Here is a 14,524-nt window from a genome sequence, read left to right as displayed (position 1 = left end):
TGGCGAGTATTCCCCTCGATCGTGGTTTGCGGAACCCGTGCGAGAATCGATGCCCGGAGGTAACCATGGTCAGCTCGGCAAGGCCGCCGGCGTACACGATGCGTCAGCTGTTCGTGTTCGTCGCCGTCGCCGAGACCGGCACCATCCGGGCCGCCGCGGATCGGCTGCACGTCTCGCAGTCCGCGGTCTCGCTCGCGATCACCGAACTCGAGCGCGGACTCAAGTCGCAGCTGTGCGTGCGCCGGCGGGCGCACGGCGTCCAACTCACCCCGACGGGCGAACGGGTGCTGATCCGCGCGAAGGCGCTGCTCGAGCAGGCGGGCGACCTCGCCGCCGAGGCGTCCGGGGCGGAGGGCGTGCTCACCGGTCCGCTCGCGATCGGTTGCTACTCGTCGCTCGGCCCGACACTGCTGCCGCGGCTGCTGTACGAGTTCAACCAGCTGCACCCTCAGGTCACCGTCGACTTCGTCGAGGACACCCAGGACCGCCTCGAAGGGCGGCTGATGTCGGGCGAGCTGGACCTCGCGATCGTCTACGACCTCGACCTGTCGCCGGAACTGCGGCGGGCCCGGATGGACACCCGGCAGCCCGCGATCCTGCTGCCCGCCGACCATCGTCTGGCCGACGCGCCGGTCGTCGAGCTCGCCGAGCTCGCCGACGAGCCGATGGTGCTGCTCGACGCCCCACCGAGTTCGTTCCATGCGCTGCAGATGTGCAGCCGCGCCGGCTTCACTCCGCAGGTGCGGTTTCGTCCCAAGAACTTCGAGACAGCCCGCGCGCTCGTCGGCCGCGGCTTCGGCTGGACGCTGCTGATCCAGCGGCCGCAGCTCGACGTCACGTACGAGGGGCTCGGCGTCGTCGTCCGCCCGGAGGTGGAGCCTCCGGTGCCGGAGGTCGACATCCTCCTGGCGTGGTCGCAGGACGCGCTGCTGAGCCGAACCGCGCGCGCCTTTGTCGACTTCGCGGTGGACGGCGATGTCGCAGGAGATGTCGCAGCCCACTGAGACGGCGTCGGTGTAGGCACTCTCACACGGGACAATCGGTCCGGAACAAGGCAGGATCCGAAGCGGCGAGTCCGCTACCCGGGCGTGCGCCGCACCTGAGTGACAAACCTCAGGATTTCTGCGCATTCACCCCGCTTTCTTGCGCTTTTCACGCGATGTGATCCAGGTCAAGATGTCCTGCAGGCCGCTTAGTCGGCATGTGTGCAGGTGGGTTTCGTCCCTGCATGCCTCCAGAGTTGAAAGGCACCCGAACCATGACGGCAACCATGGCTGCGGCTCCGCCGCAGGAGTTGCACCGCAAGGCCCGCAAGGCCGCGCTCGGCAGCTTCGTCGGCACCGCGATCGAGTGGTACGACTTCTTCATCTACGGCACGGCCGCGGCGCTGGTACTCGGGCACCAGTTCTTCCCGAACTCCTCGGACCTCGCGGGCACGTTGGCGTCGTTCGCGACGCTCGCCGTCGGCTTCATCGCGCGTCCCATCGGTGGCGTCGTCATGGGCCACTTCGGCGACCGCGTCGGCCGGAAGTCGATGCTCGTCATCTCGCTGCTGCTCATGGGCTTCGCGACCGTCGGCATCGGTGTGCTCCCCAACTACGACGCGATCGGCGTGTTCGCCCCGATCCTGCTCGTGACGCTGCGCTTCGTCCAGGGCCTCGGCGTCGGCGGCGAATGGGGCGGCGCGGTGCTCGTCGCCACCGAGAACGCCCCCGAGGGGCGCAAGGGCCTCTACGGTGCGGCCCCGCAGATCGGCGTCCCGGCGGGTGTCCTCGTCGCGAACCTCGTCTACCTGCCGCTGACCGCCTTCATGAGCGACGAGACCTTCAAGGCGTGGGGTTGGCGAATCCCGTTCCTGCTCAGCGCCGTCCTCGTGCTGGTCGCGATGTGGATCCGGCTCGGCCTCGAGGAGAGCAACGAGTTCAAGGAGACCAAGGACCAGGAGCAGCCGAACAAGCTGCCGATCATGGAGGTCCTCACCAAGCACTGGAAGACGGTGCTGCTGGCCGGGGGCACGTTCATCGCCACCAACGGCATCGCGTACGCGTACATGGTCTACGTCCTCAAGTACGGGGAGACCGAACTCGGCTTCAGCAAGACCACGATGCTGTTCCTGCTGATCGGCTCGTGCCCGTTCTGGATGGCCGGCATGGCATTCAGCGCGTGGAAGTCCGACACCATGGGACGTCGTCCCGTCTACGTGCGCAGCTCGATCGCGCTCGTGATCGCCGCCGCCGTGTTCTTCCCGCTCATGGACACCGCGGTCCTGCCCGTCATGATCGTCGCGATGATCGGCCTCGGCTTCACCCTCGGCTGCTGCGCCGGACCCCAGTCCGCGCTGTTCGCGGAGCTGTTCCCGCCGGCGATCCGCTACTCGGGTGCCTCCCTCGGCTACCAGATCGGCGCCATCCTCGGCGGCGGTCTCGCCCCGATCATCGCCACCGCGCTGTACGCGAGCTTCGACACGTCGCTCGCGATCACCGGGTACTTCGTGCTGATCGCCCTGATCAGCCTCGCCAGCATCCTCGTGCTGAAGGTTCCCGGTACCACGTCCTCCCGTCCGATCGAGCAGGAAGCGGTCTAGCTCCATGTCGACCTACTACCAGCCCAAGAAGTACCCGGCCTCGGACTTCGCGTCGATGACGCCCGCCGACGAGACCCTGCCCGTCGTCATCGTCGGCGCCGGCCCCGTCGGCATGGCCGTCGCGCTCGGCCTCGCGCAGCGCGGCATCCCCGTCACGATCATCGAGGCCGCCGACCAGGTGTCCTTCGGCAGCCGCGCGATCTGTATCTCCCGCCACAGCCTCGAGGCCGCCGCGCGCCTCGGCTTCGGCGCCGAGCTGGAGAAGATCGTGCTCCCGTGGGTCGGTGGCCGCAGCTTCTACCGCGACCAGCAGGTGCTGCACTTCCAGATGCGCAACGCCGACCACGACGTGCGCCCGCCCATGATCAACGTCTCCCAGTCGGAGTTCGAGCAGATCATGGTCGACACGATCGAGGCGAACCCCCTCATCACGCTGCACTGGTCGGCGAGCATCGCCGGCGTGCTGCGCGCCGACGACGAGGTCACTCTCGAGGTCGACTGTGCCGGTGGCAAGCGCCACCTGCGCGCCCGCTGGGTCGTGGCCGCCGACGGTGGCCGCAGCCGCATGCGCGAACTGGCCGGACTCCGGCTGCAGGGCAACAACTACGACGGCCGCTACGTCATCGCCGACATCCACTGGGAGTCGGAACTGCCGGCCGAGCGCATGGTCTGGTTCGATCCGCCGAGCAACCCCGGCTCGACGATCATCATGCACAAGCAGCCCAAGAACATCTGGCGCATCGACTACCAGCTCGACCCGTCCGAGGACGCCGAGATCGAGACGCAGGAGGACCGCATCCGGGACCGCATCACGCGGCACCTGGAGTGGCTGCAGAACGATCTGCCGTGGACCCTCGAATGGCACGGCTTCTACAGCGCTCGCGCGCTGGCGCTCGAGGACTTCACGCACGGTCGCCTGCTGTTCGCCGGCGACGCCGCCCATCTGGTGCCGATCTTCGGTGTCCGCGGGTTGAACTCGGGCATGGAGGACGCCGAGACCCTCGCCTGGCAGCTCGCCGCGGTGATCCACGGCAATGCCGACGAGAAGATGCTGCAGGCGTACTCGGTGGAGCGCCACGACGCGTGGCGGCAGAACGTCGCGAACGCCGGCAAGAGCACGCTCATCATGTCGCCCGGGAGCCACGGCTACCTGACGACGCGGGACGCGATCCTCGCGCTGGCCGTCAACCGCCCCGAGTTCAGCCACCTCATCAACCCGCGGCAGTCCAGCGCCACCAACGCCCGGATCTCGCCGCTCACGTGGCCCACTCCGGCCGATGTCGCGGGCGTCGCCGCCGGCGACCCGGTCGACGATCGTCGCGTCGTGACCGCCGACGGCACCGAGACGTCACTCAACAAGCTGCGCGGCACCGGTTTCGCGGTGCTCGGTGTGCAGGTCGATGCCGCGGCGCTGGCCGCCGCGACTGCAACTCTCGCCGCGGCGTTGGCTCCGGAGTCGGTGCGCGCCATCCTGATCGGTAGCGACACGTCCGACGCGTCGGTCTCCGTCGTGCCCGACGCCGACGGCGGGATCGTCGCCGCGCTCGGTGCCCGCGACGGCGAGGTCTTCGTGATCCGCCCCGACGGTCTGCTGCTGTGTCGCATCGACGGTGTCGGACGAATCGAGGACGTCGCCCGCCACCTTTCGCTGGGGGATGCCCCGACCGGTGCCAGCGCCACCGTCGACAGCGGACCCGCCATCGACCCGGCGGAGCTGCGCCGCGAGAACGTGTGGATGGGTCTGTCCGACGCGCTCGACCAGGTCGGCGAGAACGACCGCGAGGGCTTCCTCGCGCGCCTCGCCCTGGTCCTCGGTTCACAGGTGGGGCAGCGTGAGTTCGAGGAGGCCATCGCGGCCGCCGCCGATCCGTCGCTCACCGTTCCTGCCGACCGGAACGTGGACGCCACCATCGGTGGCTGAGCTGGTCTCCGAGTCCAGCGCCGCCCGGCAGCAGCCGGCGGCGCTGGAGTCGTCTTCGTGGCCGGTGGTGGCCGTCGCATTGCTTGCCGGGGTCCTGGCCGCCAGTCAGGTCGGCAAGGTCATCGTCGCACTGCCGACCGTGCGCGACGATCTCGGAATGAGCCTGACCGCGGCAGGGGTCCTGCTGTCGTCGTACACGTTCGTGGGCGCTCTGCTGGGCAGTGCGGCAGGCGGATTCGTCGACAGACTCGGTCGACGCCGAATGCTGGCGTTCGCTCTGCTCGCCCTCGCGGCCGGCGCCGGGCTCGGTGCGATCGGTCCCGGGACACCGGCGTTGCTGTTCTCCCGGGTCCTCGAGGGGCTCGGCTTCATGGGCGTCGCGGTGTCCGCTCCCGCCACCATCACGGCGGCGTCGGGGGACCGGCATCGCCGCTTCGCGCTCGGGCTGTGGGGCATCTACATGCCGCTCGGACAGTTCGTCGCGATCCTGCTGGGCCCGTCGATCATCGACGCGGTCGGCTGGCGGGGGCTGTGGGCCGTCAACGCCGGACTGCTGCTCGGGTGCGCGGGCCTGGTGGTCGCGGTGGTGCCTCGCGTGGCCGGGGTTCCGGCTGCGTCGGCCGGGGCGAAACGAGCTCCCGTGTGGCGCAACCCGGCTGCAGTACTGATCGCTGTCGCCTTCGGTACCTACTCGCTGCAGTACCTCGCGGTCATCGGGTTCCTGCCCACCGTGTACGCATCGGGCGGGTGGGCCGACACCTCTGCGGCGATCCTCACCGCGCTCGTCGTCCTCGGCAACGTCGTTTCCGGAGTGTTGCTGCACCGGGGCGTACGCCCCGGCACGCTGATCGCGGTGGCCGCGACGTCGATGGGCCTGGCTGCCGTCCTCGTCTACGCCGGGTGGGCGCCGTTCGGCCTGTCCTACGGTGCTGCAATCGCTTTCGCCCTTCTCGGTGGGCTGCTGCCGGCCGCCGTGTTCGCAGCCGTGCCCAGCGCCGCCCGCGGACCGCGCGAGATCGGCCCCGTCAACGGACTGGTGGTGCAGATGTCGAACGTCGGGTCGATCGTGGGACCGCCGGCCGTCGCGTTCGTCGCCACCCACGTCGGGGGCTGGTCCATGAGCCCCCTGGTGCTCGCGACCGCAGCCGTGGCTTGCCTCGTGGCCGGACTCGCCCTGCGGGTCAGGGATTCTCGCTGACCTGACCCGCCTTGCGGCGGTCAGCGGAGCAGTAGCGCCCCCAGTCGCCGGGCCGCGGCCATGACCGCCTCGCCCAGCTTCTGCTCCTCCGACGAATCGAACACCGAGACGCCGATGCTCACCAGGTCGGCCGGCCGGCGGTTCGGCAGCGTGGCGGAGATGCCCGTGACCGAATGAGTGACCTCGCCCGAGGTCACCGCGAATCCGCGCTCGCGGGCGCGCGTGACCTCGGGGCGCTCGCCCTCCTGCGGCGGCAGCGCCGCGAGCATCGCCAATCCCGCCGACCCGCGGTTGATCGGGTCGATCTGGCCGGCGTTGAAGCCGACGTGCGCCCGCGAGTTGCGCGGCTCGATCACCATGAGCGCGCGGACCGAGTCCTCGCCCTCCCGGACCGCGAGGTGCGCGGTCGCCTCCACGGAATCCGCGAGCTCCTCGAGGATGGGGCGGGCGAGTTCGCGCAGGTCCTGCTCCACAGAGCCCGCGAGCGTCACCAGTCCCGACCCCAGCAGGATGCGTTTGCTCTCGGTCCGTCGGCACAGTCGGTGCGCCTCGAGGGTGCGCACCAGCCGATCCGCGACGGTGCGATGCACGCCGATTCCCTCGCCGATCTCGGTGATCGTAAGCCCGTACTTGTGTTGCGTCAGCAACTCGAGGATCTCGAGCCCGTTGTGCAGCGTCTTCGACATCCGTGAATCGAGCTGGACCGCGCCCGTTCTCCCAGCACTTTCGTTCATCCGTTCATCGGAACCGACCGACGCCATGGATCCCTCCCTTGACTCGTGTGAGGCGAGACACCTACGCTTCTTCTTAATCGCACTATGCGTTCGAATATCGCACACCGAGTGTGACGGCGCAATCCCGTTCGGGAAGCGCCGTCGAGGGTCGAGGAGTTCGTGATGACAGGGATCGAGGCACGCGCCGACATCGGTGCTGTGGCGATCGTGGAGATCCACCAGCTGTACGGGCGGCAGAGCCACCTCATCGACGAGGGGCACGCGTCCGAGTGGGCGGCCACCTTCACGGCAGACGGTGAATTCCACTCACCCAGCTACCCGGCCCCGGTCGTGGGAGTCGAGGCGCTCACCCAGTTCGCCGACGCGTTCTTCACGAACGCGTCCGTGGCGGGGGAGGCGCATCGGCACGTGCTCACCAACATCGCCGTCGATCGTGTCGGTGACGACGAGCTCGAGGTCCACGCCTACCTGCAGATCGTCGCGACCCGGATAGGTGGGGATTCCCGCCTCGTGCGGTTCACCACCGTCACCGACCGGGTGGTGCGAGAGGGCGGGCAGTGGCGCATTGCGCGCCGCGTCGTCCGCCGGGACGATCAGGCCCCTCAGTCCTGACATCTCGGGGCTCGACAGACGTGCATCCCGAATCTTTTGCAGAACATTGTTTTTGGAGGAACACCCGATCATGACCGAAACCGCTGACACCCAGAACCCCGGCCGCACCGACGCGTCCCTGATGACTGCGCTGTACCCGGAGATGGCCGGCAAGGTCGCCGTCGTCACCGGCGCTGCCCGGGGTATGGGCGCGGCCTTCGCGGCCGGTCTCGCCACCCGCGGCGTCAACGTCGTCGGCGCCGACATCAACGAGGAGCAGATGGCGGCCACCGCCGACGAGATCAACGACGCGCTCGCCGCGAACTCGCTGGCCGAGACGCCCGGACGCGTCGTCGGCACCCGCATCGACGTCACCAAGGCGGACGAGCACGAGGCGCTCGCGCAGGTCGCGCTGAAGGAGTTCGGCCACATCGACTTCTGGATCAACAACGCGGGCATCTTCCCGTTCGCGCTGGTCGACGAGATCTCCCCCGAACAGATCGCCGCGGTGCTCGACGTCAACGTCGAGGGTGTGCTGTTCGGCGCGCAGGCCGCGTCCCGCCACATGGCGCCGGGCGGCGCGATCGTGAACATGTCGTCGGTGTCGGCGCTGCGCATCCGCCGTGGACGCGGTGCATACTGCACCTCGAAGGCGGCCGTCGCGCACCTCACCGAGTCGCTCGCTGTCGAGCTGGGCGACAAGGGTATTCGCGTCAACGCCATCGCCCCCGGCTACATCGACACCGAGATGACCCGGTGGGTCCGCGAGGATCCCGCCGCCCTCGAGCACGCGCTGAGCGTGGTGCCGCTGCACCGCCTCGGCTCGCCCGAGGAGGTCTTCGGGCCGCTGCTGTTCCTGCTCTCGGACAGCGCCCGCTATGTCACCGGCCATTCCATCGCCGTCGACGGTGGTTCGCGCCATGTCTGAGTCGACGGGTCGTTCTGCAGGCTCCACTTCCGAGACTTTCCCGAACGTCGTCCTCGTCACCGGCGCCGCCGGCGGCATGGGCGCGGGCCATGCGAAGGCATTGGCCGCACGGGGCGTGCACGTCTGCGTCGCCGACGTCGCGGACAGCTCCGCGGTCATGGCCGAGATCGAGGCCGCCGGTGGCAGCGCGTCGGCGCACGAACTCGACGTCGCGGACTCCGCGGCCTGGACCCGCGTGATCGACGAGATCCGCTCCACCAAGGGTGAACTCGGTGGTCTGGTCAACAACGCCGGCATCAGTCGGCGACGCGAGTTCATGGACACCCCGGACGACATCTGGGAACTGACCATGCGGATCAACCTGTTCGGTCCGTTCTACGGGATGAAGGCCGCCGCACCGCTGATGCGGGAGAGCGGCGGCGGATCGATCGTGAACATCTCGTCGATCTCCGGCCAGGTCGGCTACTTCTCGCCGGCGTACGCGTCGAGCAAGTGGGGACTGACCGGGCTGTCGAAGTCGGCGGCCGGACAGTTCGCGCAGTGGGGCATCCGGGTGAACTCCGTGCATCCCGGGCTGGTGGGCACCGCTCTCGTCGGGGGAGCGGACGCCTTCGTCAAGGCCTCGCTGCAGAGCATCCCGGCCGGACGCATGGGCACCGTCGACGAGATCACGGATGCGGTGCTGTTCCTGCTGTCCGACCGGTCCACGTACATGAACGGCAGTGAGGTGACGGTCGACGGCGGCCTGGTGTCCAACGGGCTGTACCACCGCATTCTCGCCGAGACGGGAGGAGCCCTCTCATGAGTGAAGACAACTGGGACGTCGTCGTGATCGGCGGCGGCGGAGCGGGACTCGCGGCCGCGGTCTCGGCGGCCGAGCAGGGTGCATCGGTGCTGCTGTTCGAGTCGCAGACCGAACTGGGCGGCTCGACGCAGCTGTCGGCGGGATTGTTCACCGCCGCCGGCACGAGCGTCCAGCGGGGCCTCGGGATCGAGGACACCGCCGAGAAGTTCTTCCAGCACTACATGGACCTCAACCACTGGATGCTCAAGCCGGGTCTGGTCCGCGCCTTCTGTGAGAACGCCGGCCCCACACTGGAGTGGCTGATCGGCCTGGGCGTGGAGATTCCGGCCCGCGAATCCGCCAACGCCCACATGCCGGGTCTCGCGCAGGCCGGCGTCGAGGACGTCTGGCGCGGGCACGTGCCCAAGGATCAGGGTTACGGGCTGGTCCAGGTGCTCGACAAGGCGCGCCGCGACCAGGGCGTCGAGGTGGTTCTGAACACCCGCGTGCAATCGCTGCTTGTCGAGGACGGCCGGGTGGCCGGTGTGGTCGCTGACGACATCGAGGTCCGCGCGTCGTCAGTGGTGATCGCCAGCGGCGGATTCGCGCAGAACAAGGATCTGGTCGACCGCCTCTACCCGTTCGCGAACCGGGGCGGGGACTCCCTCTTCGTCGTGGCCGCCGAGGGCAGCCGGGGCGACCACCTGGCGTTCGGTGAGCAGGTCGACGCGGCCGTCACCGGCGAGGGCTGGGGTCTGATGCTGCCCACCGTCTACTTCCAGCGGTTCCACCACTGGCAGTCGGGCTTCCCGCCCAAGTCGCGGATCTACGTCAACGGCGACGGCCGTCGGTTCATGGACGAGGACGCGTCGTACGCGGTCTCGACCGGGATCATCGACGCACAGCAGGGCGGGGCCTGGGTCGTCTTCGACGAAAGGGCTAGACTGAATCTTCCTGCGGGCTATACTGATTGGGCTCCCGAGCGGATTCTCGACGAGGCCGAGGCCGGGCGCACCCTCCGAGCGGACACGCTCACCGAACTCGCCGCCGCGATGGGCGTGCCGGCCGATGCTCTCGAGGCGGCCGTCGCGCGGTGGAACGACCAACTCCCGAACGGTGTCGACGACGACTTCCTGCGTCATCGCACCCTCGCGAACAAGGGATCGACCGCCGACCCCGACCCGATCGACCAGGGGCCGTTCTACGCGGCCCGACTTCTGCCCGCCGAACTCGTCTGCACACACGCGGGCGTCGAGATCGACGGCAACGCATCGGTACTGGACCGGACCGGACGCCCGGTCCAGGGACTCTTCGCGGCCGGTGAGGCCGGAGCCGGCATCCTCGGCCTCCGGTACGTGGGCGGCGGCAACGCCGTGGCGAACGCCCTCACGATGGGCCGGATCGCCGGAATGAACGCCGCGCGCACCGCCCGCGGCGAGTCGACGACGTCGACGGCACTGACAACTGCAGGAATCTGACACCGAGCGTGTTGCGCACCAGACACTTACAAAGGACCATCCATGCCAACGAACGATATTGTGGAGCCCGCGGTTCGTAACCCCGAGCCCGCCCGAGGACCGGATCCCGTGCAGACAGAGACCCAGCCGAAGCAGTCCACCGTCAAGGTGGTGCGTGCGGCCATCGTCGGCACCGTCGTCGAGTACTACGACTTCGGTATCTACGGCTACATGGCGACCATCATCGCGTCGCTGTTCTTCGTCTCGGAGAACGACACCGCCGCACTGCTCGGCACGTTCGCGACGTTCGCGGTCGCGTTCTTCCTGCGTGTGCCCGGTGGCATCTTCTTCGGCCACATCGGCGACAAGTACGGCCGCAAGAACGCCCTGTCCTGGACGATTCTGCTGATGGTCGTCGCGACGGCGGCGATGGGAATGATGCCCACCTACGTCACGCTCGGTGTGTGGGCGACGGCGATCCTGGTGCTGGCCCGTTGCCTGCAGGGCTTCGCTGCCGGTGGCGAGCTGGGTGGCGCCAACGCCTTCGTGTCGGAGTCCGCTCCGGCCAGGTGGCGCGCGTTCCAGACCTCGATGGTCAACTCCGGCACCTACATCGGTTCGCTGGTGGCATCGCTGACCGCGCTGGCGCTCACCTCCGTGTTCACGCACGACCAGATCATGTCGTGGGCGTGGCGTATCCCGTTCCTGCTGTCGGTCGTCATCGGCGTCGTCGGTATCTGGATCCGGAACCACATGGAGGACACCCCGCAGTTCAAGGAGCTCGAGGACAAGGGCGAGACCGCGAAGGTGCCGGTCAAGGAACTGCTCAGCAGCTCCGGTCCGGCGCTGGTGAAGATCATCTTCCTGGGTGCGCTCATCACCGGCGGCTACTACATCGCCTCGGTGTACGCGGCGACGTACCTGCAGAAGGCCGGCGGCCAGTCGTCGACCGTCGCCTTCCTGTCCACGTCGCTCGCGCTGGTCCTCGGTGTCATCACGCTGCCGATCGCCGGCTACCTGGCGGACAAGTACGGCCGCAAGCCCGTCCTGTTCACCGGCACGGTTGCCGCCGTGGTCCTGGGCGTCCCGATGTTCATGCTCATGGCGGGTGGCAGCATCTGGCAGGCGATCGTCGGCCAGTCCGTCCTGTTCATCGCGGTGTCGGTGGTCAACGGTGCGTCCTACGTGACGTACGTCGAGATGCTCAAGGCGTCGGTCCGCTACAGCGGCCTGGCCCTCGGTAACAACATCACCAACATGGCTCTCGGTGGCACGGCCCCGTTCATCGCGACGTGGTTGATCGACATCACCGGGAACAACCTCGCGCCGGCGTTCTACTTCGTGTTCTGTGCGCTGCTCACGCTCGGCGCGATCTTCTTCGTCAAGGAGACCAAGGGCATCGAGCTCCGCGTCGACTAGTTCGTCCCCTCGGGCCCTGCCGGTGGCGACACCGGCAGGGCCCGTTCGTCACGAGAGGAGAGCGCGTGTCGCTCATCGACAAGCAGGAGATCACCGAGGTCCTCTACCGCTACGCGCGGGCGGTGGACCGCAAGGACTTCGATCGCGTCGCCGACTGCTACTTCCCCGACGCGATCGACAACCACGGCGGCTACATCGGCACCGTGGCGGGACTCATCGAGGACATGAAGAGCCGGCACGCCACCATCGACTCGTCGCTGCACTACGTCACCAACGTGCTCATCGATCTCGACGGCGACACGGCGGACGTCGAGTCGTACTGCCTGTGCTACCTGCGGCAGGCGCCCGCCGTCGCGGGTGGCCCGCAGTCCCGGGCGACCGTCAAGTGCCGCTACGTCGACCGGTTCGAGCGGCGCGACGGGCAGTGGCGCATCGCGGACCGCATCGTCGTGTTCGACGAGTCCGTGACCGACGAGATCGTCGACGCCCTGTCCCCCTCCTGGGTTCGATCCCGTCGTTCCTTCGAGGACCCGGTCTTCACCGGGAAGCCCTGACCGGCAACACGTCCGGATCCACGAAGACGGCAGCGCCGGTACCCCATCCGCGGGGTACCGGCGCTGCCGTGGTGTCAGCTCGGATCAGCTCACTTCAGCTCGGAGAGCACGGCCTCCATGCTGGTGATCAGTGCGACCGGAGCCTCGAACATCGCGTAGTGGCCGGCGTTCGCGAGAACGTCGAGTTCGCACTGCGGCAGCTGCGCCATCCACGTCGCCTTCATCGTCTCGGCGCCCAACGCGGGATCGTGCTCGCCGACGATCGCCTTGACCGGGATCGACGTCTGCGGCAGCGCATCGACGAAATCGGCCCCGCCCCACGCGCGCAGGTACGCACCGAACGCCGGGCGCGTCGTGTGCTCGACGGAGAACTCGGTCATCTGGTTCAGCCACGTGGCCGACTGCCGGTTACCGGTCGTGAAGTCGAGGATCGCGTAGCGGTTGCCGTCCTCGTTCTCGGCACCCGTGAACAACGCCTCGCTGTCGGCGTCGAACGGGACGCCCGACGCGGGCACCGGACTGATGCCGACGACCGCGGTGACACGCTCCGGGGCGTCCGCCAGCACGCGCAGCGCCGCGGCGCCACCCATCGAATGTCCGACCAGGGCGAAGCGGTCCCAGCCCAGCTCGTCGGCGAGGGCGAGGGTGTCCGCCGAGATCTCCTCGAGCGTGTACTCGCCGGCCTCGTCCTTGCGGGCGCCGTAGCCGCGGTAGTCGATGAGCGCGTACGTGTAGGTGTCGGCGTCGACGAGCTCGGGGAGCATGCCCCAGCCCTCGGACGTGCCGAACCAGCCGTGCAGCGCGATCACCTTGACCGGGCCGTGCCCGACGAGCTTGTGAGCGATGGTCATTCGAAGTCTCCTGTCTGTAACTGCCGCCGTCGAGTATGCCGAACGATATGGGCCCCGGCCCGATCCCACGCGGGGAATCGGACCGGGGCCCATATCGTCAGGCCGGATCAGCCGACTCGGCGGTCCTGATCACGCGACCTCGTCGAGGTCCACGCCCTTGGTCTCCCGGCTCAGCAACAGCGCCACCACGGTGATCGCCATCGTCACCACCAGGTATCCGATGACGGTGCCGACACCGAAGTTCTCGATCAGCCACACCGCGATGAACGGCGCCGGGGCACCCGCGATGATCGACGAGCCCTGGAACACCAGCGACGAACCGGCGTACCGGTAGCGGGTCGGGAACAGCTCGGTGATCCATGCCGCCTCCGGACCGGCCAGCATGCCGTGGAAGAACGCGCCCACGCACACGCCGAGCCACAGCATCGGCAGGCTCTCGAGCTGGACCAGCCAGAAGAACACCGGCGCCCACACCACGAGGATGATCGCGGGCACCAGCATCGCCTTCTTGCGGCCGATGCGGTCCGACCAAGCGCCGCCGCCGATCATGCCGACGAACTGGAACAGCGACGCGAACGTCACAGCCAGGATGATGTCACCGCGGTGGAAGTCGAAGTACGTCGTGGCGTACGCGATGACGAAGACCGTGTACACGTAGAACGCGATGTTCTCGCCGAGGCGCATGCCCAGGCCGATCAGAACGGCGCGAGGGCGGCTCAGTGCCTCGAGAATCGACGAACGTTCCTGCGCCGCAGGCGCCTTCGCGGCCTGCTCCTGTGCGGCCTTGAAGACCGGGGACTCCTCGACGCCGCGGCGCACCCAGAAGCCGACGATCAGCAGCGGGATCGCGAACAGGAAGGCCACACGCCAGCCCCACTGGTCGAACGCGTCGTCGGTGAGGAAGAAGCCGAGGACCGAGACGATGACGGTCGCCAGCACCGTGCCCATCGGGGCGCCGGCCTGCGGCCACGACGCCCAGAAGCCACGCTTCTTCGGCTCGCCGTACTCGCTGACCAGCAGCACCGCGGCACCGAACTCGCCGCCGAGCGCGAAGCCCTGGATCATGCGCAGCACCACCAGCGCGACCGTCGCCCAGATGCCGATCTGGTCGTACGTCGGCAGCAGGCCGATCGCGGCCGTCGCGGTACCCAGCAGGATGAAGGTGGTGACCAGCATCGGCTTTCGGCCGAACTTGTCGCCGAGATGGCCGAACACGATGCCGCCCAGCGGGCGGGCGATGAAGCCGAGGCCCTGGGTGGCGAGCGCCAGCAGCAGCTTCGCGACGCCGTCGTCACCGGGGAAGAACAGCGGGCCGAGGACGGTCGCGGCGAGGATGCCGTAGATCGCGAAGTCGTACCACTCGAGCACGGCACCGGCCATACTGCCGGTCAGGACGCGCTTGAAGCTGGACTTCGGGGGCTGATCGGTGGTGGCCGAACCCGGCGGCACGGCGGCCCCGGTGACGGACGGAGATCCCATGACGGATCCTTTCGGGTGCTGGAG

Annotated in this window: 13 protein-coding genes; 10 read left to right on the top strand and 3 right to left on the bottom strand. The window is 68.5% G+C overall.

Features of this window, described 5'->3' with window-relative positions; genetic code table 11:
* The first annotated feature begins 65 nt into the window (after positions 1-65).
* The 4 genes from A6I89_RS10010 to A6I89_RS09995 all read left to right on the top strand — a co-directional run bounded on the left by A6I89_RS10010 (position 66) and on the right by A6I89_RS09995 (position 5,703).
* Positions 66-1,004, top strand: coding sequence for a LysR substrate-binding domain-containing protein (locus A6I89_RS10010; RefSeq protein ID WP_013417479.1), 939 nt, complete (start codon positions 66-68; stop codon positions 1,002-1,004).
* Between the two features lie 254 nt (positions 1,005-1,258).
* Positions 1,259-2,584, top strand: coding sequence for an MFS transporter (locus A6I89_RS10005; RefSeq protein ID WP_005517038.1), 1,326 nt, complete (start codon positions 1,259-1,261; stop codon positions 2,582-2,584).
* A 4-nt stretch (positions 2,585-2,588) separates the two neighbouring features.
* Positions 2,589-4,505, top strand: coding sequence for an FAD-dependent monooxygenase (locus A6I89_RS10000; RefSeq protein ID WP_022598368.1), 1,917 nt, complete (start codon positions 2,589-2,591; stop codon positions 4,503-4,505).
* On the top strand, positions 4,498-5,703 hold the full coding sequence (locus A6I89_RS09995; protein WP_022598367.1) for an MFS transporter: 1,206 nt from the start codon (positions 4,498-4,500) through the stop codon (positions 5,701-5,703). The genes A6I89_RS10000 and A6I89_RS09995 overlap by 8 nt, the downstream gene beginning before the upstream one ends.
* A 20-nt stretch (positions 5,704-5,723) precedes the next feature.
* Here the strand turns inward: A6I89_RS09995 and A6I89_RS09990 are convergent, their stop codons facing one another.
* Entirely contained in the window at positions 5,724-6,437 is a 714-nt protein-coding gene (locus tag A6I89_RS09990; RefSeq protein WP_231813587.1) for an IclR family transcriptional regulator, read from the bottom strand.
* Between the two features lie 162 nt (positions 6,438-6,599).
* On the opposite strand from A6I89_RS09990, the gene A6I89_RS09985 reads away from it, so the two are divergent.
* The 6 genes from A6I89_RS09985 (at position 6,600) to A6I89_RS09960 (ending at position 12,170) form a co-directional block, all read left to right on the top strand.
* The gene (locus tag A6I89_RS09985; protein WP_022598366.1) at positions 6,600-7,049 is read left to right on the top strand and encodes a nuclear transport factor 2 family protein; all 450 of its coding nucleotides are present in this window, start codon (positions 6,600-6,602) and stop codon (positions 7,047-7,049) included.
* A gap of 70 nt (positions 7,050-7,119) precedes the next feature.
* Positions 7,120-7,956: an SDR family NAD(P)-dependent oxidoreductase gene (locus A6I89_RS09980; protein ID WP_022598365.1), complete on the top strand. Its 837-nt coding sequence runs from the start codon at positions 7,120-7,122 to the stop codon at positions 7,954-7,956.
* On the top strand, positions 7,949-8,761 hold the full coding sequence (locus A6I89_RS09975) for an SDR family NAD(P)-dependent oxidoreductase (protein ID WP_022598364.1): 813 nt from the start codon (positions 7,949-7,951) through the stop codon (positions 8,759-8,761). Before A6I89_RS09980 ends, A6I89_RS09975 begins: the two co-directional genes overlap by 8 nt.
* Positions 8,758-10,218: an FAD-dependent oxidoreductase gene (locus A6I89_RS09970; protein ID WP_022598361.1), complete on the top strand. Its 1,461-nt coding sequence runs from the start codon at positions 8,758-8,760 to the stop codon at positions 10,216-10,218. The genes A6I89_RS09975 and A6I89_RS09970 overlap by 4 nt, the downstream gene beginning before the upstream one ends.
* 108 nt (positions 10,219-10,326) lie before the next feature.
* Positions 10,327-11,616, top strand: a complete 1,290-nt coding sequence (locus A6I89_RS09965; protein ID WP_005517052.1) for an MFS transporter — start codon at positions 10,327-10,329, stop codon at positions 11,614-11,616.
* A 65-nt stretch (positions 11,617-11,681) separates the two neighbouring features.
* Complete coding sequence (locus A6I89_RS09960; RefSeq protein WP_013417471.1) at positions 11,682-12,170, top strand: nuclear transport factor 2 family protein; 489 nt, start codon at positions 11,682-11,684, stop codon at positions 12,168-12,170.
* An 89-nt stretch (positions 12,171-12,259) separates the two neighbouring features.
* On the opposite strand, the gene A6I89_RS09955 is transcribed toward A6I89_RS09960, so the two are convergent.
* Both A6I89_RS09955 and A6I89_RS09950 read right to left on the bottom strand, forming a co-directional pair.
* The gene (locus A6I89_RS09955; RefSeq protein ID WP_013417470.1) at positions 12,260-13,021 is read right to left on the bottom strand and encodes an alpha/beta fold hydrolase; all 762 of its coding nucleotides are present in this window, start codon (positions 13,019-13,021) and stop codon (positions 12,260-12,262) included.
* Positions 13,022-13,150: 129 nt separating this feature from the next.
* Positions 13,151-14,500 carry an MFS transporter gene (locus A6I89_RS09950; protein WP_022598359.1) on the bottom strand — a complete coding sequence of 450 codons (1,350 nt, stop codon included), beginning with the start codon at positions 14,498-14,500 and terminating at the stop codon, positions 13,151-13,153.
* Positions 14,501-14,524: the final 24 nt, after the last annotated feature.

The sequence above is a fragment of the Prescottella equi genome, assembly GCF_002094305.1.
GTDB classification, from domain to species: Bacteria; Actinomycetota; Actinomycetes; order Mycobacteriales; family Mycobacteriaceae; genus Prescottella; species Prescottella equi.
Note: the sequence above shows the minus strand (reverse complement) of the source record. Positions and strands in the feature narration are given on the sequence as shown.